Annotated in this window: 21 protein-coding genes and 2 pseudogenes; 7 read left to right on the top strand and 16 right to left on the bottom strand. The window is 67.0% G+C overall.

The features are described 5' to 3' along the window. Window positions 1–43: 43 nt before the first annotated feature. From ACFY1H_RS42380 to ACFY1H_RS42365, 4 genes and pseudogenes are all read right to left on the bottom strand, one after another. Window positions 44–325: pseudogene (locus ACFY1H_RS42380) on the bottom strand (transposase); the annotation flags it as partial. Window positions 326–503: 178 nt separating this feature from the next. Then, window positions 504–842, bottom strand: coding sequence for a hypothetical protein (locus tag ACFY1H_RS42375; RefSeq protein ID WP_386955830.1), 339 nt, complete (start codon window positions 840–842; stop codon window positions 504–506). Window positions 843–868: 26 nt separating this feature from the next. Then, on the bottom strand, window positions 869–1,096 hold the full coding sequence (locus ACFY1H_RS42370) for a hypothetical protein (protein WP_386955829.1): 228 nt from the start codon (window positions 1,094–1,096) through the stop codon (window positions 869–871). Between the two features lie 405 nt (window positions 1,097–1,501). After that, window positions 1,502–2,431: an NADP-dependent oxidoreductase gene (locus ACFY1H_RS42365; protein ID WP_386955827.1), complete on the bottom strand. Its 930-nt coding sequence runs from the start codon at window positions 2,429–2,431 to the stop codon at window positions 1,502–1,504. A gap of 83 nt (window positions 2,432–2,514) precedes the next feature. Here ACFY1H_RS42365 and ACFY1H_RS42360 point away from each other — a divergent pair, with 83 nt between their 5' ends. After that, window positions 2,515–3,084 carry a helix-turn-helix domain-containing protein gene (locus tag ACFY1H_RS42360; RefSeq protein ID WP_386955825.1) on the top strand — a complete coding sequence of 190 codons (570 nt, stop codon included), beginning with the start codon at window positions 2,515–2,517 and terminating at the stop codon, window positions 3,082–3,084. Between the two features lie 28 nt (window positions 3,085–3,112). Here the strand turns inward: ACFY1H_RS42360 and ACFY1H_RS42355 are convergent, their stop codons facing one another. From ACFY1H_RS42355 to ACFY1H_RS42335, 5 genes are all read right to left on the bottom strand, one after another. Continuing rightward, window positions 3,113–3,397 carry a hypothetical protein gene (locus ACFY1H_RS42355; RefSeq protein WP_386955824.1) on the bottom strand — a complete coding sequence of 95 codons (285 nt, stop codon included), beginning with the start codon at window positions 3,395–3,397 and terminating at the stop codon, window positions 3,113–3,115. Then, window positions 3,363–3,473 (bottom strand): hypothetical protein, encoded by a 111-nt coding sequence (locus ACFY1H_RS42350; RefSeq protein ID WP_386955860.1) that lies wholly within the window; start codon window positions 3,471–3,473, stop codon window positions 3,363–3,365. Before ACFY1H_RS42350 ends, ACFY1H_RS42355 begins: the two co-directional genes overlap by 35 nt. Window positions 3,474–3,765: 292 nt before the next feature. Beyond that, entirely contained in the window at window positions 3,766–4,020 is a 255-nt protein-coding gene (locus tag ACFY1H_RS42345; RefSeq protein ID WP_386955823.1) for a hypothetical protein, read from the bottom strand. Between the two features lie 3 nt (window positions 4,021–4,023). Continuing rightward, window positions 4,024–4,950: an ABC transporter substrate-binding protein gene (locus ACFY1H_RS42340; RefSeq protein ID WP_386955859.1), complete on the bottom strand. Its 927-nt coding sequence runs from the start codon at window positions 4,948–4,950 to the stop codon at window positions 4,024–4,026. Between the two features lie 186 nt (window positions 4,951–5,136). Beyond that, window positions 5,137–5,493, bottom strand: coding sequence for a hypothetical protein (locus ACFY1H_RS42335; protein WP_386955822.1), 357 nt, complete (start codon window positions 5,491–5,493; stop codon window positions 5,137–5,139). Between the two features lie 476 nt (window positions 5,494–5,969). On the opposite strand from ACFY1H_RS42335, the gene ACFY1H_RS42330 reads away from it, so the two are divergent. From ACFY1H_RS42330 to ACFY1H_RS42315, 4 genes and pseudogenes are all read left to right on the top strand, one after another. Further along, a complete protein-coding gene (locus tag ACFY1H_RS42330; RefSeq protein ID WP_386955821.1) occupies window positions 5,970–6,341 on the top strand; it encodes a hypothetical protein in 372 nt (123 codons plus the stop codon). 139 nt (window positions 6,342–6,480) lie between these two features. Further along, window positions 6,481–6,720, top strand: coding sequence for a hypothetical protein (locus tag ACFY1H_RS42325; protein WP_386955820.1), 240 nt, complete (start codon window positions 6,481–6,483; stop codon window positions 6,718–6,720). Beyond that, window positions 6,717–6,881, top strand: coding sequence for a hypothetical protein (locus ACFY1H_RS42320; protein WP_386955819.1), 165 nt, complete (start codon window positions 6,717–6,719; stop codon window positions 6,879–6,881). Before ACFY1H_RS42325 ends, ACFY1H_RS42320 begins: the two co-directional genes overlap by 4 nt. Window positions 6,882–7,357: 476 nt before the next feature. Next, window positions 7,358–8,516: pseudogene (locus tag ACFY1H_RS42315) on the top strand (IS3 family transposase). A gap of 132 nt (window positions 8,517–8,648) precedes the next feature. Here the strand turns inward: ACFY1H_RS42315 and ACFY1H_RS42310 are convergent. Next, window positions 8,649–10,052 (bottom strand): recombinase family protein, encoded by a 1,404-nt coding sequence (locus tag ACFY1H_RS42310; RefSeq protein WP_386955858.1) that lies wholly within the window; start codon window positions 10,050–10,052, stop codon window positions 8,649–8,651. A gap of 100 nt (window positions 10,053–10,152) precedes the next feature. Here ACFY1H_RS42310 and ACFY1H_RS42305 point away from each other — a divergent pair, with 100 nt between their 5' ends. After that, the gene (locus tag ACFY1H_RS42305; RefSeq protein ID WP_386955818.1) at window positions 10,153–10,410 is read left to right on the top strand and encodes a hypothetical protein; all 258 of its coding nucleotides are present in this window, start codon (window positions 10,153–10,155) and stop codon (window positions 10,408–10,410) included. A 361-nt stretch (window positions 10,411–10,771) separates the two neighbouring features. Here the strand turns inward: ACFY1H_RS42305 and ACFY1H_RS42300 are convergent, their stop codons facing one another. The 6 genes from ACFY1H_RS42300 to ACFY1H_RS42275 all read right to left on the bottom strand — a co-directional run bounded on the left by ACFY1H_RS42300 (window position 10,772) and on the right by ACFY1H_RS42275 (window position 14,201). Further along, window positions 10,772–11,380: a DUF3558 domain-containing protein gene (locus ACFY1H_RS42300; protein ID WP_366585133.1), complete on the bottom strand. Its 609-nt coding sequence runs from the start codon at window positions 11,378–11,380 to the stop codon at window positions 10,772–10,774. Beyond that, window positions 11,377–12,105, bottom strand: a complete 729-nt coding sequence (locus ACFY1H_RS42295; RefSeq protein WP_386955817.1) for a WXG100 family type VII secretion target — start codon at window positions 12,103–12,105, stop codon at window positions 11,377–11,379. Before ACFY1H_RS42295 ends, ACFY1H_RS42300 begins: the two co-directional genes overlap by 4 nt. A 2-nt stretch (window positions 12,106–12,107) precedes the next feature. After that, window positions 12,108–12,473: a hypothetical protein gene (locus ACFY1H_RS42290; RefSeq protein ID WP_366585137.1), complete on the bottom strand. Its 366-nt coding sequence runs from the start codon at window positions 12,471–12,473 to the stop codon at window positions 12,108–12,110. After that, complete coding sequence (locus ACFY1H_RS42285) at window positions 12,470–12,775, bottom strand: YbaB/EbfC family nucleoid-associated protein (RefSeq protein ID WP_386955816.1); 306 nt, start codon at window positions 12,773–12,775, stop codon at window positions 12,470–12,472. Before ACFY1H_RS42285 ends, ACFY1H_RS42290 begins: the two co-directional genes overlap by 4 nt. Continuing rightward, window positions 12,772–13,206: a YbaB/EbfC family nucleoid-associated protein gene (locus tag ACFY1H_RS42280; RefSeq protein ID WP_386955815.1), complete on the bottom strand. Its 435-nt coding sequence runs from the start codon at window positions 13,204–13,206 to the stop codon at window positions 12,772–12,774. Before ACFY1H_RS42280 ends, ACFY1H_RS42285 begins: the two co-directional genes overlap by 4 nt. Window positions 13,207–13,604: 398 nt before the next feature. Next, on the bottom strand, window positions 13,605–14,201 hold the full coding sequence (locus ACFY1H_RS42275) for a DUF2199 domain-containing protein (RefSeq protein ID WP_386955814.1): 597 nt from the start codon (window positions 14,199–14,201) through the stop codon (window positions 13,605–13,607). 692 nt (window positions 14,202–14,893) lie between these two features. On the opposite strand from ACFY1H_RS42275, the gene ACFY1H_RS42270 reads away from it, so the two are divergent. Then, window positions 14,894–17,752 (top strand): LamG-like jellyroll fold domain-containing protein, encoded by a 2,859-nt coding sequence (locus ACFY1H_RS42270; protein ID WP_386955813.1) that lies wholly within the window; start codon window positions 14,894–14,896, stop codon window positions 17,750–17,752. The last annotated feature ends 465 nt before the right edge of the window (window positions 17,753–18,217 follow it).

The following is an 18,217-nucleotide window of genomic DNA, read 5'->3' as shown; positions in this document are numbered from 1 at the left end:
GAAGAACTACGTACGCAGCGTCAGAGGGGTATAAGAGCTTGTCTCATTTGGTGAGTTTCTTGTAGCAGGTGATGCTGGCGGCGAGGGTGAGGAAGGCGAGGTAGTGGCCGGCTTTGCGTTCGTAGCGGCTGGTGAGTCGGCGGTAGCCGAACAGCCAGGCGATGGCCCGTTCGATGACCCACCGGTGTTTGCCGAGTGTGTCGCGGGATTCGATGCCTTTGCGGGCGATGCGCGGGATGATTCGGCGCTGGTGGAGCCAGTCGCGCAGGGCGGGGATGTCGTAGGCCTTGTCGGCGTGGAGCTTGGCCGGTTTCCGGCGCCGGGGTGATCACCGAAGCGATTCTGCACCCACTCCGGCCCGGCGGAGTGGACGTGAGCAGGTGAACCACTGCCGCCGCCGGTGGTGCGGAAGGATCACCGTGCCCGGAAAAGTCCCGGGCGGGTGGGTGTTCTCGTCGCGGGCGTGCGTGTCCGCGACGAGAACCGACCCCCAGGGAGGGTGATCACCACTCGCGCCAGCGCTGCCCGGTTTCCGGGTCCGCAGCCCGAGGGGTCAGCGCCTGCACCAGACAGCTGGAGCAGGAAACGCCGAAGTCGCCGGCGACCAGCTCGATGCCGTCGTGCGGCAGCGCGGCGCCGCAGCGCGCGGTCATGGTGCCGGCCTGCTCGGCGAGCGCGGGGGAGGGCAGGACGTCGTCGCCGAGCTGCAGGACGTCGAACACGAAGTAGGCGACCGCGCGGCTGCTGGTGTCGTGGTTCTGCAGCAGCCTGAAGTTCGGCCGCCCGTCGTCGTCGAGGGCCACGATCTCGCCGTCGAGGGCCACGATCTCGCCGTCGAGCACCGCGCGCCGGCCGCCGAGTGCCTCGGTCAGGGGCCGGCGAGCTCGGGGAAGCGGCCGGTGAAGTCGTTGTTGTTGCGGCTGGTCAGCACCGTCGTGCCATCCGCGGAAACGCGCATGATCGCCCGGTAGCCGTCCCATTTGAACTCGTACGCGAACTGCGGGCCGTCTCGGAGCGTGCTGCCGTCGGGGGTCGCGAGCATCGGCTCGATCGCGGCCGGTACCCGAGACCGCCCGCCTGGCGCGTCGCCTGCCATCGGGGCCTCCCGTGCTCCTCCGGGGGACCGTGCGCGCCCGGTGGCGCTGAAGGCGAGCGTAACCCGTGTGGCGCAACGGCGCCGGGAACAGCGCAGGCCACCGCCTCGACGATCTCGCCGTTCGCGGCGTTAGAACCGGCGGGTTGGTGGCCCGGCGCGAGTGGATGCCGCGGCCGGGCCACCGCCGTGCACAGGTCTACGGGGCGGCGGTGCCGGCGCCGCCGACGATGTGGATCGGGCCGATGTCGATCTGGGAGACGTCCATCGTGTGCAGACCGCGATGATCAGCCCAGCTGCAACCGCAGAGAGCGCGTGACATATCGATCTTGGCTTACCGACGGTTTCGTCGGTTGTCTCACCGGATGTCACGCGGATTGGTCTCAGTTTCGTGGCATTCCTTCGGGTTCACAGCGTGATCACGAGTTTGCCGTGGACATGGCGTCCGGCTTGCTCTGTCACCGCGTCGCGGATCTTCTCGATCGGGAAGGTAGCGGCGATCGGCACGGTGATCTCGCCGGCGAGGATCGCGTCGGTGATCCGCTGAGCGGCGCCAGGAACCGCGTCGAAGCCGCCGGTCGCGCGCACGCCGCCTGGCGGGTTGGGCCCCGCGGCAATGGTGGAGATCCGCTCGGGCGGCACACCGAGTGCAAGCGCGGTCTCGGCCGTCTCGGTGCCGAACAGGTCGGTTGCCGCGGTCACGCCCTCGGGGGCGAGTGTCCGTACGCGGTCGGCCAGTCCGGGGCCGTATGTCACGAGCTCGGTGCCGAGCTGGCGCAGGAAGTCAAACGTGCTCTCCGAGGCGGTCCCGATCACCCGGGCGCCGGCGAGCTTCGCGAGTTGTACGGCGAACACGCCCACGCCGCCCGCGGCGCCGCCGACCAGGACGGTGTCGCCCGCCCGCAGATCAATGGCCGCCAACGCGGCGGCGGCGGTCATGCCGGCCACCGGAAGCGTGGCCGCCACCTCGTCGCTGATGCCCTCCGGCGTAGGCCAAAGCGCCTCGGACGCCCCCGTAGGTGTCTTGACCACCACGAAATCGGCAACCGCCCTGCCCAGCGCGCCGCCGTAGACACGCTCGCGCACCGCGAAATCCGTGACGCCGTCGCCGATCTCGTCCACAACGCCGGCGAAGTCGTATCCGAAGCCGGAGGGCACGGTGATGCCGAACTGGGCCGCCGCTTCGGGCCGTGAGGCAATACCCCAGTCCATGGGATTCAGCCCGGCGGCCGTGACGCGGACGCGGACCTCGCCAGGCCCGGCGTGCGGTTCTGGAACCTCCCGCAACTCCAGCACTTCGGGACCACCGAACGTTTCGTAGATGACAGCTCGGCTCATGGGAACCTCCAACAGACACGGTGATGAGACTTGGTCCCATCACCGTACACGAGTGACGGGACCAAGTGCCGTAAGCTGTTTCCATGGCCCGCTGGCAGCCCAACGCATCACAGCGACTCGTCGCCGCTGCCCTGGAACTGTTCGAGGAGCGGGGCTACGAGAACACGACGGTGATCGAGATCGCCGAACGCGCCGGGCTCACCAAGAGCACCTTCTTCCGTCATTTCCCGGACAAGCGGGAGGTGCTCTTCGGCGGGGGCACGATGACCGGACTGGTCGTCCAGGGGATCGCCGCGGCGCCGGCCGGGGCCGGTCCGCTCGAAGCGGTGGCTCATGCTCTGGACGTGATCGGGAAAGAAGCCTTCGTGCCCGATCGTCGTGAATTCGGCGCCCGGCGGCAGGCAGTGATCACCGCCAACCCCGAACTGCGAGAACGCGAAGCGCTGAAGGGACTTGGCCTCACCGCATCGATGGTCGACGCGCTCAAGCGCCGCGGCGTTCCCGCCCTGACCGCACACGTAGCCGCCGAACTGGGCGCGCTCGCCTGGAAGATCGCCTACGAGCGCTGGAGTGACACGACAAACGACGAGGAGTTCGGCGAACTCGCACGGCAAACACTCGCCGAAGTGCAAGCAGCCAGCGCCTTGTGCTGACGGCAGACTCTCGGCAACACACCCAGTCTCAACCACGCTTCGCAAATGAAGCAGAGAGGAAAACGCCGCGCAGGTCCTCGGCGCGGCCGGCGAGCGCGACGCGGCGCCCGGCGGCGAGCAGGGTGAGGATCTCGGCGATCGCGCCGCCGTTGGTGCGGCACAGGATCGCGTCCGGGTCCTCGACGGTGTCCAGCGAGCTGCGCACGGCGGGGGAGCCGGTGAGGCGGATCGGGGCGCGTGCAATCGCGAGCCACCGGTTGGCTTCCCCGGCGACCGCGTCACCGAAGCGGAACGAGTGCGACAGGGCGAGCATGGCGGCCGTGAAAGCCGGTCATCACGTCGCGGGCGCCCCGCCAGCCGTAGATCGCCTGCGCGGAGTCGCCGACCATGACCAGCTGGGCGTGCTCGCCCTGGGCCAGGAACACCTGCTCGACGCAGGGGTTGGGGGTCCCCGCAGTATCTGGGAAAGATCGGGCGGATATTCGGAGTTCCGGGCAACCAACTTCGCGGTGCTGGCTTGCCTTCGTAGCGTCGTGCCCAGGCAGGGAGGCCGGCACCGCCGTGTTCATGCCCGGCGACCGGTACCACGGCGGTCTGCGTCCGCAGCGCCTGCCGGACGTCGAGTTCGTGGGACGCGAGGGGTGCTGCGTCGCGCTGAGTTTGGGCGGGTCGGCGTTTTGGTCAGAATGTGCGGTTGTCGAGTTGGGAAGGGAGGGCTTCCAGTTCGGCCCGTGTCGGAGCGGTCAGGCAAGGGGGCAGCGCTCGGATGGCGTCGTGAGTGTGTTCGGAGGCGCGCCGGGTGGCCCAGTCCCGGGCGCCGGCCTGTTCGAGCAGCGTTGCCAGTTCGCTGGGGTCTTCGCCGTCCTCGGGTGGTGTCCGGTAGCGGCGGGTGAACGCCTCAGCGGCCGGGTGTCCGCTGTCGAAGGCCCACGTCACCGCTCAGGACGCCGGGTTGATCTCCGACGTGGTGACCGCGCCCGCACCGGACAGGCCCCACTTGTCGAGGATCTTCTTGTACGTGCCGTCGTCGATCAGCGCCTGCACGGCCTGCTGAACGGCCTTCGTGTAGTCGCCGCTGTCCTTCTTCAGGACGATGCCGTAGGGAGCCGTGTCGTAGGGCGCGCCGAGGACGTCGAGCCGCCCGCCGGTCTGCTTCACGGCGTAGTCGATCACTGGGGAGTCGGCGAGCTCGCCCTGCACGCGCTTGGCGGTCAGCGCCAGGTTCACGTCGGTCTGGGCCTGCAGCTGGGTGACGTCGATGGCGGGCTTGCCGGCCTTGGTGCAGGCGTCGGAGCGCGTCTGCAGATCGTCGACCTGCGTGGTGCCCTTCTGCACGCCCATCTTCTTGCCGCACAGGTCGTCGAGGTTCAGCCCGTCCGGGTTGCCCTTCAGGACGGCAAGCGACGTGCCGGCCTTGTAGTAGCTCACCATGTCGACGGTCTGCAGCCGCTCGGGGTTGATGCTGAACGACGACATCGCGAGCTCGTATTTGCCGGCCTGGATGCCGGGGATGATGCCGTCGAACGCGGAGTTTTGGAACTCGATCTTCAGGCCGAGCTTCTGCCCGATGGCGGTGCCGAGGTCGACGTCGAAACCGGTGACCTTGCCGCTCTCGTCCTGGAACTCGTTCGGCGGATAGCTCTGGTCCTGACCGACCAGGATCTTGCCGTCCGCCGTGATCGACGCCGGCACCATCGCCGCGAGCTTGTCGTCCTTGGCGACCGCCGGGATGTCCGACGAGCCTCCGGCTGCCGCCGAGGAAGGGCTGTTGCCGCTCCCCGCGTCGCCCGCGCCACTTCCGCCCGCGCCGCAGGCCACAGTCAGGCCGACCAGCGCAAAAGCCGAGAGAAGGGCGAGCGCCTTCATCTGGTGTCCTCGGGCCACTTCGACACTCCTCGTTCTCGACGGGAAAACCTCTCTGTTGCCGCCCCGCGGACGGAGCCCGGTGTGACCCGGTCCGGGGTGGGATGCTGTTCGACCGAACGTCCGCCGACGAGCCAGCGCGGCAGCGCCCGTAGGCGATTGATGACTTTCATTGGCCACAGCCCATGACTACCGGCTGTTCGAGACAGCCCTGTCAGTCAGATTCCGCAGCGCCTCGACGGCGGCGGAGAGGTCCGATGGCCACCGCGCGACGATGGCCTCCCAGGCCGTGCGCAGTGACACGTTCTCGGCGAGCACGAGGTAGGGCGGGTCGCCCCAGCGGGTCGCGACGACCGTGCCGACCCGGTCCGCCTCGCCCGGTCCGGGGGCACCGCCGGGCAGGAAGTCCAGCGTGTGGATCTTCTCGCTGGCGGTCAGGTCGTCCGTCAACCCGGCCCCGGCGCAGGTGAAGCTCCGCAACATGTTGCGGGCATCAGGGCTGACCGGCATCGGCGCGTCCGGATGCGATGCGTTGTAGGTCTGCACCGTCGCATGGGGGCTGCACCGGGGAATACGCCGGGCTCCGGACGTCGCTGACATGCGCCACATCGTAAAAGATAAATTTCCGAATGGCGCTGATCAGTTCACCGCCCACTGGGCGAGGTACCGCCTCACCACGGATGAGCAGCCAGTTCTGTCGCTGTGGCCTGGTTAACGTCACCCGTTCGTGTCGTGAGGCAAGGCCGACGATGGCGGCGGCGACCTCGTCCGCACCTGAGCTGGGCTGCCCCCGCATGTCGCGCAAGAGCCGCGCTGCTACGCAGCGGCGTCGGTCCAGCGCGTTGTCGTTCGGTTCCGGGTTGGTGGGCCGCCTGCTTAACTGGTCGACTCTCTCGTGCCCGTGGTGAATGTGTCTCCCCCCGGGTGGGGGATGTGGCTCTTGGCGACGTCATGTGGGTGTCGGCTCCGCGTTTCTTCGCCGCGGCACCAGCGTTTCCTGACGTTTTGGAGAGGGGACCTACGTGAGCACGAGCCCACGCACGCCACCGCAGGCCGCCGCCGAGCCGGACGGCGGGTGGCTGGGTGTTCTGGCAGCCCAGATCAAGATGCTCACCGCGGTGCTGGCCGTGGCGCCTGGCACCGCCGAGATTCCCGTCATGATGACCGTCCTCGCCGACACCACCGCCCGTGCCCACCTGCTGCTGCGCACCCACGCACCGCAGGTTCCGGCTCTGCTCGCCCAGGCCCAGCAGCATGCCCTCGGCATGCGCGACGACCCGGCCCGCTCCGATCTCATCGCCGCCCACGGGTATCTGCTCGCCCTCCTGCGCCGCACCGACGACAACGACAGCACCACCAACCAGGCCTTGGTGCCGCCAGTCCCGCCGACGTGACCTGGTCAACGCCACCCTTTTGTGTGATAGGGCGATGACAGCACGAGTGCCTCGCCACGACTTATCGTGAAGCGACGGGGATCCAGGTCTGCCGCCGACGGCGGCCACGGGGATGGGGGGCGGCGTGATGAGCGATGCGATGAATGACCCCCGCCAGGCCGAGCCGCCGGCGGTCGGTCATCGAGTGACCTACCTGCTGGGGGAACGCGCCTGGGGGGCGCGGCAGCTGTGCCGGCAGGGCGTGGTGGCCGGCTCACCGGTCCTCGACCCTTCCACCAGCTGCACGTGGGTGCCGGTACAGGCCGACGGACGGGCAGGCGACGCCGAGCCGGAGTGGGTGCGGTCCGAAATGATCATCGACGTGGTGCGGGCGCCATGACCACACACCCACCTGCCCGTGACGTGACGACCCCGATCTTCGACACCGTGGTCGCCGACATCGGCCTCATCTGGTGGCCGCCCGCCGACACCCACGAACCGGACGCCGCAACGCACACCACCGCTCAGGCGGATAGGAGTGACCAGGCAACGCCTGCCTGAGGTATCTTCGACGTATTCGCGTCCCGCCCTCCCCGACCAGCATGGACTCAGGGCCTGCCCGTCGACTAGTCGTCACCCTGGAGGGTCTATTGGGCGACCCAGTGCTTGGCGGTTATGCTGAAGATGCCCTTGGTGACGTCAGGCATTTTGCTAAGATTATCTGAGTTCGATGCATCAGGCGGTGGGTCGCGCGGCGGATCCGACGATGACCATCAATCAGGCTGGGCCAGCTTTTGGAGCGGCGTTGGCCATGGCCTCGCGAAGGTCGGCGAGGCCGTCTACGAGTACTCCGGGGCGAAGGACGTCGTGGACGGCAGCTTCCGCGATCCCGACGTCTTAGTACTGCAACGACACTTCGTGATGGCCGCGTCGTCGGTAGTGGCTGGTACGTGCTCGGGCTTGGCTGGTGGGGTTTGCCCAGGGTTTGGTTGACACCTGATGTGTGAGGCTTCGGTCTCGCTTGGAAGGATGTCGTCGTGCCCAAGCCCTACCCCCGTCAGTTTCGTGAGGATGTCGTCGCCGTGGCCCGTCGGGGCGAGGCCCCGTTGAAGCAGGTCGCGAAGGATTTCGGGATCTCCGAGTCGTGTCTGGCCAACTGGCTGCGGGCCGCTGACGTGGAGGACGGCAACCGGCCCGGGGCGACCCGGGATGAGTCCGCTGAGCTGCGGGAACTGCGTAAGCGTAACCGGTTGCTGGAGCAGGAGAACGAGGTGCTGCGCAAGGCGGCCGCCTATCTGGCGCAGGGCAATCTGCCGGGAAAATAGCCTTCCCGCTCGTCCGTGACCTGGCCGCGGCCGGCGCCCCCATGCGGGTGTCGGTCGCGGTGACGTGCAGGGTGCTGGGGATCTCCCGGCAAGCCTTCTACCAATGGCGATCTGATCCGGTGTCGCAGCGGGACTGGGACGACGCGCATCTGATCGACGCCGCACTCGACATCCACGCCGGCGACCCCGCCGACGGGTACCGGTTCATCGCCGACGAACTCGCCCAGCGCGGCTTCACCGCCTCGGAGAACCGGGTGTGGCGGATCTGTTCACTCCAACGGATTTTTTCTTCGCACGCGAGGAAAAGGCCCTGTCCCGCAGGGCGGGTCCGCCAGTGCACGACAACCTCGTGCGCCGGGACTTCACGGCCGGCGCGCCGAACACCAAGTGGCTGACCGACATCACCGAGCACCCCACCGGCGAGGGCAAGCTGTATCTGTGTGCGGTCAAGGACTGCTACTCCAACAAGATAGTGGGGTACTCGATCGGCTCCCACATGAGATCGTCACTCGCGGTGGCCGCGCTGCGTAACGCGATCGCACTCCGTAACCCGCGCGGCGTCATCGTGCACTCCGACCGGGGCGCCCAGTTCCGATCCACAAGCTACCGGCGCCTGCTGCGCGCCCACGGGCTGGCCGGATCGATGGGCCGGGTCGGCGCCTGCGGCGACAACGCCGCCATGGAATCGTTCTTTTCCCTGCTGCAAAAGAACGTTCTCGACACCCGACGGTGGCCGACCCGCGACGAACTCCGCCTGGCCATCGTCACCTGGATCGAGACGAAATACCACCGCAAACGCCGTCAACGAGGCCTGGGCAAGCTCACCCCCATTGAGTTTGAGACCATCTACACCGCCGCAGCAGCGGCCTGAAATCACCAACCCCGCGTGTCAACTGAAGCCTGGGCAGACCCGCCAGCCGGACGTCGGTCTGGTAATCGCGGAGCTCTACTCAGCCAGGTAGTTGCAGGCGTGTGGTTAGCGTGCAAGATCTCGGACACTCAATTACCCCATAGATCTGCGCGTCGAAGCCAGGTCAGAGTAACGGCAGCTCCCTCCGGCGGTCTCGGCTATCGTGGCAAGCCCGCATTGTGGGCTGCATGCCTTGACTTCTCGTGTCGGGCCGCCATATATGATCGTTAGGTCGTTCGATCTCAGGTAGTCGGCGATCGCGGCCGCATCGTCACCTGCAGTCTCGGCGAATCGCGCGCTAAGGTCGTTGAGTAGGTGGTCTTCGCGGACGTAGACGTTTTTGGCGAGTTCTGGTGGGCGGTTGCGGGCGCTGGTGTGACCGTGCCGGCAGCGGTAGCCGGGTCGGCCGTTGACCCAGTGCGAGTCCAGCCGGCGCCCGCACAGCTGGCATTGCACGAGTCCTGCCAGCACGTACGTCCTGGTGCCGCCGTACTTGGTGGGTCGGGTTGCGCGCATGCCCTGAATCGCCAGGAAGGTCGCTTCGTCCACGAGCGCTGGGTGTGTCAGCTTTTCCGACTCGGCCCGACCTCGTGCCGCCGGTCGGACTGGCGCACGCTGGTGGGTAGGAGCGACCGTTCTGGCGCCGTGCCGGTTCCACACCTGGCGCCCTGTGTATCGAGGGTTCTCGAGGATCCCGACCACCGTCCGGACGATCCACTCATGCCTCGTTCGGTGGCGGTTCCGGTCCTGGTCGGCGCTCGAGGGGCATGGGATGCCGCGTTCGTTCAGCTCCCGGGCGATGCCGGCCACGCTACGTCCGGTAGCTCGTTCTTCGAAGATCCACCGCACCCACGGTGCGGTGGCCGGATCGGGTTCCAGGCGGTGCATGCGGCGGCCCCAGTTTGCGTGGGCGCGGTTCGGGTGTGGGCCGGCGTCGGCGAGGCGGTAGCCGTAGGGTGGTCGGCCGCCGAGGAACCTGCCTTGAACACGGGTCTGGATGTGCATCGCAGCCAGCACTCGGTGCCGGGTCCGTAGCACCTCGCGACGTGACTGGGACCCGAGCAGAAGCATCAACGCTTGGTGCACGGGGTCGTCGAGGTTCACCGGACAGCCCGCCTCGGGGAGCCACAGCTGGATACCTTGCGCCCGGAGCGCGGTCAGCACGGCGTCGAACTGGTCTCCGTAGAACGCTCGCTCGTACTCTCCGATCACGACGGCGTCGAAAGAACAGTTCGGTTGCTCCGCGGCTGCCATCAACTGTGCCGCGGCCGGCCGTTCGCGCCAGGGCAGCCGACGTGAGTATCCTTCGTCGAAGTACTCCGCGACGATCACGCCGTGCCCTCGGATCGTCTCCTCGGCGGCCTCTCGCTGCCACCCCAGCGACGTTTCCCGTTCCTGGAACTCGACCGTGGACATCCGCCCGTAGAACGCGAACCTCAGCCCGCGGCCTCCGACGGATTGAAGGCGACGCCGGGCGCCGGCCCGACGCGGAGACACCGCGCCTGCCGGAGTAGCTGGTCGAGCAGGACGGGACATCGTGCACCTCGATGCTTGAGACGGATCCGGGTCGAGGGCGGAACGCGGCTACCCAGCACCGATGACGAACCGAGCGCTGGTCTGCACCCGAATGGCCGCATTGTCACTCGCCTCCAAACGCTGTGGGCAGCACTCGTCACCAGGCGAGGAGCAGGTCTTTACGGCTCGCGATGATGAACTGATCGCCGTAGAACGCTCGCTCGTACTCGCCGACGGCGATCGCATCGAACCTGCGATCCGGGCGGCGGCGTCAGCCAGCAACCCCGCGCCGCCGCGGGTCGCTCCTACCACGGAAGCCGAGGCGAACAGCCTTCGTTGACGTACCACGCCATGCTGCGGATCGTCTCCTCGGACACTTCACGCTGCCATCGCGCGAGGTGTCGATCTTGGAATTCGGTGGGCGACATCCGGCCGTAGAAGGCGATGCGCAGCCCACTCACGTCGGCGGCTCGCGTTCGGCGCCTGGAGCCCGCATGGCGTAGAGCGGCGTACCGATGTTCGCAATCGAGTTGGCATCGCCAGCCATGCCGCTCCTCGCCGTCAATCGTTACCAGGCAGGCTGGAACGCGAGGGTCTGGCACCTGATGATGCGGGAGCAGCCGATCTGCGCTCGAACGGCCGCACCCGCGGGGGAGTGCGGAGCCTTCTCAACCGGGGCCGACGTCTTGCTGCTCGGCCTCTCAGTTTTGCCGGAGGTTGCCGATCACGTATTCGGCCATCTTCGCGAGTCCGCCGCAGCGGTCGTTGCTCCAGTAGCTGCCGGGCAGGTCTTTGCCTTGGATGTCGAAGGTGAGCATCTGCTCGTCGGTGACTTGGACGGAGACGGAGCACTCGTCCATGTTCCGGAACACGTGGTAGATGACTGCGGGGAGGCCGGCGATCGACGTTTCGGTCCACGGGTCCAGTTGGCCGTTCTTCTTGAGGCCGTCCACCGATAGTTCGGTGAGGGTCTTCGGGCCGTCGAAGGGCTTCAGGGCTGAGATGAGCGCACCGCCCTGGTTGGTCCAGGCGCAGCCGAAATCAGGTGGGCCGTTCCGTACGTTCGCGCGGATGTCGTTGGGTGGGTCGGCCACGACGGCGGCGGCCTGGTCCTTGGTGAGCAGGCTGCACGGGTCTGCGTCGAACTTGGCCAGGTCGACGGGCCGGTCGACCTGGTTGAACGGAAGCGGCGCACCGGTCTGCGCCGGAGCCGGAGGCTGCGAGAGCACGCGGTGCGGCTTCGCCGGCCCGCACCCGCTGAGCAGACCGGCTGCGACGACCACGAGCCCGGCCAGTGCCCATGCCCTCATGCCGGGGCCGCCGACGGCTCCACGTGCCACTGCTTCTCGTCGTCCATTCCGGAGTTGCCGGGCAGCTCTGGGATATCCGGGAAATCAGTGTCGCTCCGCACCAACGTGATCGCTTGCTTGCTGAAGTCACCCAAGGTGGTTCGGGCCTGCGCGAACAACCCCATGACCGAGGTGACGAGGTTAGCGAACGCGTCCACCGCAGCGTCGAGCACGTCCTTCGCCGTGAAGATGTCCACAATGGGAATCTCTGAAGTCACGATTGCGATGATCGTCTTGTAGCCGAGCTTTCCCAGCTCGACAGCGCATGCACCGATGAACTCGATGGCTTTGCTGTAGGTCTCGATCACACAGCCGGCGATGTCGGTGAGGATGCCGGACATGCCGGCGACGACGTTCTGCTGACCTTCGAGAGCTTTTCCGACCCTGCCCGCGTAGGTGGCGAACTGGTCAGCGGCGCGGCCGCTCCAGGTACCGCTCACCGACTGCACAGCTTCGTCGATGTTGTCGCCGGCATCAGCGAGGGTGTGGTTCTTCGCGAACTCCATGGCCAAGTTCTGGACGTGGACGGCGTTGCCCAGCAGGTTGTTGCGGACGTCTTCCAGCAGCTGCAGGATGTCGCCTCGGCCGAAGAGTTCGGCGATCTTGCGAATTTTCCCGTCAGCGTCTTCCGGATAGGGTTTCGGTGGTGCCGTCGGGCCTGAAGGGACGGCTGGCGATGTGGTCATGGTCAGTTCATCCCCTCTTCCTTCGCGCGCAGCTGCTTGAAGTCCTCGTCATCGAGGGTTTCGTAGTAGTCGGCGGCTTTGTCCATTGCTTCGGCGAAACGCTCCAGCTGTACCGCGCCCTTGCCGGTCTTGTCACGGATCCCTTCGATGGCGTTGTTGAAGGTTGTGACAACGCCTGCCTGGACACCGAGCAGCCCGACATCGTCGTCGCGCAGGACCATCGGCGACAGGTCGTCGATGCCGAACTTCACGAGCTTTTCCCGCGCGGCGAAGACGTCGTCGGTCGCCGCCCGCAAGGCCTCGGGGTAGACCTCGAAACGCGAGCCTGCCGCCGCGTTGCCCAGCGGATTGAAGTTGCTGTTGTTCAACGGGCCTCCCGTGCCGCGTCCTCGACCATGGTTTTGCGCCGGGTCGATGCCGCCGACTCGGCGTTGTTGATCGCGCGCAGGACGTGCCTGGACAGGCTTGTTCCGGTGTGCCCGGCAACCGCGTCACGGTTGAGGTCCACCGAGACCAGTCGGCCCGAGCCGTCCACCGTCACGGTGCCGAGACCCGCGCCGATGTCGTGCACCAGCGGCAGGCTCTCCCCGGCCTTCGCGGCCTGCTCGACCGCGGCCACGCGCGCGTCGATTTCCTTCGCGAGGTTGTAGAGCTGCTCTTCGCTGATCACCAGCGTCCACCTCCCGGCTCCGGCTCGTCGGTCAGGAAGTCGAGCTCCTCGAAGTTCTGGTCGTCCTCCGGTTCGGGCGGGTAGTGGGCAGGTTCCGGCGCGGCCGCCTGCCGCTGCGGTGCGGGGCCCGTGGCCGCCGGAGGCGGCGGTTGTTTGCCGAACAGCGCGTTCAGCTGCGGCAACGACGACGCCAGCGCCTCGTTGCGCGCGTTCCGGATGGCGTCGACGATGCCGACCCCCAGCTTCTGCGCGTGCGTGCCGTGGAGCGCCCGGTCATCGATACGCAGGTCGACCAGCTTTCCCTGGCCCGTCACTATCGCGCTGACCAGCTGATCGGCCGACCTCGCGGTGTGCCTCGCGGCCGCGAGCTGCGCGTCCAGCTCGCCGGCCTGCCGCTGCATCAGCCGCAGATCGCGGCGCGGCGCGGTCATGACCGCAGCACGGTGTCGAGCATCCAACTCCCCCTACCCTAGGTTCCATCAAGTGACGGAACATGCCCAGTGGATCTTACTGCGACTCACCGACAAGGCAGAACCGGACGGGGAACAGCCGGGGCTGAGTGCTGGATGCCGCCCAACCGCCACCGGGCCGGACATGTGTCGAACGGCGGAAGCGAGAGCTGATCATCGCCGTTGGCGACTTCGACCAACTATCGGTGGCCCCGCATGTCGGCGTCGTCATGCCACCGACTTCCCCTTATAAACGTTCGGTCCGCGACCCGAGCGACAGGCGTGTGGTTAGTGCGCAAGACGCCCCTCGGACACATATTTGGTTCTCTGACCTGCGGGTTCGTCGATTCTTCTGATTGGTTCCTCCGTGGATCCGCTGGTCATGGGCGTGGGGGTTCAAGTCCCCTTCCGATACGCTCGCTAAACCCACGTTGTGATCGCTGGTCAGAGGGCTCACGCTGTGGTTTCCGGGTGGGGTGCAGGAGCAGTTCGGCGATGGCTTGGACGCGGGCCCGGGTGATGCCAGTCCGTTGTTCGACCGCCAGTGGGTGGTCGGTGGGCTCGAGTTCCACGATTGGCCGGACGCCGACGGGCTGGGTGTGCAGGTTGGTTTTGAGGTTCGGGGTTGTCGGCTCGTAGGTGGGGAGTTCGGTGGCGAGCCAGCCGAAGTAGGGTGGTTGCTGGACTCGTTCGGGCTTGTCCCACAGTTCGGTGACGCGGGCGAAGCTGGCTTTGCTGAGCGAGATCCACACGCCCCATTCGAAGTCGTCGTCGGTGTCGAGGGTGGGCAGGATCAGGCGGGCTTTGACGAAGAAGTGCTCGCGGTCGATCACGCATTGCTCGTCGCCGAGGATGCTGTCGGGTTGGCCGGTCAGGCCGTCGTGCCAGTAGGCCGGGGCGAAGGTGCCGTAGGCCAAGGGGAGCTCGTCGTGGTGCTGGTGGCAGCAGGAGCACTCGAATCCCAGATCCGTCGTCATGGCGAACAGCATATTCGTCTTTTACCTAACCTTGATCGATGTGCTCTCTGTACTCAGCGGGAGTGCCGACTTGTCGGCTGAGTGAGTCATTGGTGAGGTCGCCGAGGTGATGGGCGAGGCGACCGTGAGGTCTGCTTGATCGTTGGCTGGCAGCGTCGGGTCGAGCGCTACAGGGTGGATGCCCCGACTCGGACAGCGGAACGGTGCTGCAGCTAACGGGCGGGCTGAGGTGAAGCAGGCCAACACGGAGCGGGACTCCGGTGTCGAGCCCGAGGTGGTGTGCTGCAACCGCCCAAGAAGGCCGGCTGGCACGCGCGTGATACTGCCCAGAGTGTCGTCCTTGTCACTCTCTGGCTGTGTAACATTGTGAATCGACCCTGTAGCTGGGTCTTCGCTGAACGGGACTGGGCAGCTCGCGGGGTGTGCGCCAACTTGGCTGCCGACGATTTACCCGATCGCGAAGTCAGTTAATTTCACACCTCTCATTTATCTCGTCTTGGCACAAGCTTGATTGGTTGATACCTATCTCCTGATCGACATCGTGTCCGGGGTTCGCATGCCGGGCCGTAGCTGGGGGAGACTTCGTGCGTTCACTCTGTCGTGCCTTGCCGGTTGCTGCGCTGGTGGCGTTGCTACTCTCCGGCAACCCCGTTCCGGCCTCGGCGGAAGCTGTTGCCGGGGACACTCCCGCTGTGAACGCGGCGCTTGCCGAGGCGAAGCAGACGGGTGATCAGGTTGCCGTCCCGAGCGAGACGACGGAATACGCCGAGGTCGTCGCGAACCCGGACGGCACGCTGACGCGGACGGAAAGCTTTGAGCCACAACGGGTTCGCCGAGGTGATGCATGGCAACCGGTAGACCTCACCCTGATGGCGCGGTCTGACGGAACCATTGGGCCGAAGGTAGCCCCCGTGGACGTGCGCCTGTCGGACGGTGGCTCCGGGGAAATCCTCGTGGCGGTGGCTGAAGGCGCGCACGAGATCGGACTCGGCTGGAATGGAACCCTGCCCAAGCCCTCCCTTGACGGGCCGGCCGCGACGTACGCCGATGTCCTCCCCGGCGTCGACCTCACACTGACCGCGACGACGAAGGGCTTCAGCGAACACCTCGTCGTCAAGAACGCGGACGCGGCCAAGAATCAGGCGTTGCGCGAGATCTCGTTCCGCAACCACGTTCGAGGCGTAACACCGCGGACGACCAGCGCGGGAACGATCGAGGCCGTCGATCCGGATGGTGACGTCGTGTTCCGGGGTGACGCCTCGAAGATGTGGGACTCGGCGGCGCAAGCGCCGCAAGTGCGATCCGCGGTGGCCGGCGATCCGCCCGCCACGCCCGGTCAGGTGTCGACCATGGACGTCGAGGTGACGCCGGCGGCGACGATCGTGCGGCCGGACTACGAGTTCCTCACGGACTCGGCCCGCGTGTTCCCCGTGGTGATCGACCCCGAGTATTGGTGGGCCGGGGGCAAACGCAACCACGTCGTCGTCCAGGCTCCGTGGCCTGATGACCACAACTTCAACCGCACTGACGGAGACCTCGGCGACCTCAAGGCCGGCTACCAGGGCGGCTACATCTCCCGCTCCTACTTCGACTTCGATGTCTCCGCAATGCGGGGCAAGATCGTCAACCGCGCGGACATGCGGATGCGGGTCGTGAACTCCTACTCGTGCAGCGGCGGGCCGACCGAACTGTGGCGGACCGGGCCGATCGACTGGGGCACCACCTGGAACCACCAGCCCGGCTGGCAGGCGAACCTCGGGTCCTTCACGAAGTCCAACAACGTCAAATACTGCCCGACGGACGGCGCAGCCGGTGTCGCGACCAACGCGATCAATGACACCGTCCGCGGTGCGGCGGCCACCGGTGGCACGAGCTTGACGTTCATGGTCAAGGCAGCCGCGGAGAACGACCAGGACGACTGGCGCCGTCTGGCGCTCGACCCTGTGCTCGAGGTCAACTACAACTCGGTGCCGGGCCTGCCCGCCGACCTGGGCATGGAGGGCGGGCAGATCCCGTGTGCGTCCGGGGACGCTCGGCCGTTCGTCTTCACGCCAACGCCACGGGTGCGGGGGCGCGTGTCGGATCCCGACGGTGGCATGCTCACCGCCAGGTTCTCCCTGCACAAGGGAAAGCTCGGCGCGAGCAGTGAGATCTGGTGGACCACCACCGCCAACATCCCCTCCGGCTCGTACGCCGAAGTCACCGTGCCGACCGGGCTGGTGACCGCCGAAGGTGTCTACAACTGGTCCATGTACGCCTCGGACGGCGGTGCGAACTCGATCTGGGTCGGCAACTGCGAATTCGAAGTCGACAAGACCGCGCCCGGCTCGCCGTCGGTGACCTCGACGGATTACCCCGGCGGTGGGAACACCCCAGCAGGTGGGATCGGTCAGACCGGGTCGTTCACCGTCGATGCCAACGGCAACCCCGACGCACAGTACTTCCTGTGGTCGGTCACCGATCAGCAGAACGACGACCCGAAGACCAGGGTCAATGCTGACCGACTCGGTGGCTCAGGGGTCTTCAGGTGGACGCCGGAGACCGAGGGCCCGCAAACGGTGTTCGTGAGATCGGCGGATCGCGCCGGCAATCTCTCACCGGTCGTGCGCTACCAGGTGTACGTGCGCGCGGGTGACCCACTAACCGGAAACCTCAAAGGGTACTGGAAACTTGATGGTGACCAGACCGACGCCAGCGGCCAAGAGCATTCTCTGATTGCGACCGGAGCCGTGGACACCTCGGCCACCGGATATCTGGGCAAGGCCGCGAGCCTGGGCATTGGCAACCGCTTGTCGAGCTCCGGTCCCGTCGTGGACACCGCCCAGAGTTTCTCGGTCTCGGCCTGGGTGCGTCTCGACCAGATCGGCGCGTGGCCGTGCGCGGTCTCGCAGGACGGTAAGCGGACGAGCGGGTTCCAGCTGCAAGCTTCACCCGACGGCAAGTGGTCCTTCGCGATGTTCGCGTCCGATGTGGACGGCGGCGGGCCCGTGCATACTCGCGCCATTTCGAACGAATCGGTGCAGACCGGTGCGTGGACGCATCTGACAGCGTCTTATGACCAGGCCGCGGGGCGGGTTCGCCTCTACGTCAACGGTGCCCTCGCAGCGGAGGCTGCGCACGCCGGCGCGTGGACAGCGACCGGCGACGTGCAAATCGGCGGCGCGCTCTGGAACGGCACTCGGGTGGACTACTTCCCCGGCGCGGTTGACGACGTGCGGCTGTACCAACGAGTCCTCGTGCCCAGCGAAGCCGCCGCTCTCGCGAACCAGTCGGTCCTGCGCGCGCACTATGCGTTCGACGAGGGCGCCGGCGCCACTGCGAAGGACGAAGTGACGGGGAAGGACGCCACCTTTACGGGCACTGCGTCGTGGACCGAGGCCGATGACGAGAAAGCAGCGAACTTCACCGGCCTCGCCGATAGCGAATACGGCGCAGTGATCGGCCCTCGGCCGGAGCTGCGCACCGACCGCAGCTACACCGTGTCGGCGTTCGTCCACCTGAACGCGGCCGACGAGGCTCCCCGCACCGCGGTGAGCCTGCAAAGCCGGTAACCTCCCCGTCTCCGTCGCGGAGGAAGGCGGTTCCGCGCAGGCACGAGCAGCAGCGGTCTCCGCGAAGGTAAAGGTGGACACCTTCGACCAGGCCCGCGCGGCTGATGCCGGGGTGACAGGGCTGGTCCTCGGCGTCGCGGACGCCGGTGGGGCGGCCGGCCGGGCGCTGGATGTCAGGGTCGACTATCGCGAATTTGCCGCCGCGTACGGCGGTGACTACGGCTCGCGCCTCAGGCTCGTGTCGTTGCCCGAGTGTGCGGCGACGACCCCGGGAAAACCCGAGTGTCGGGTGGCTCAGCCGGTCGAGACGTCGAATGATGTGCAGGCGGGGACTGTGACCGCCAAGGTGACGTTGCCCGCGAACGGACGCTCGGGAACGTCGCGCACTCTGCTGGCGGCCATCGCCGCGCCTTCCGGCGCGGGAGGTTCGTTCGGAGCCACTGGCCTCTCGCCAGCCGGCTCGTG

The organism is Amycolatopsis sp. NPDC001319 (assembly GCF_042896185.1).
In the GTDB taxonomy this organism is placed as follows: Bacteria; Actinomycetota; Actinomycetes; order Mycobacteriales; family Pseudonocardiaceae; genus Amycolatopsis.
Note: the sequence above shows the minus strand (reverse complement) of the source record. Positions and strands in the feature narration are given on the sequence as shown.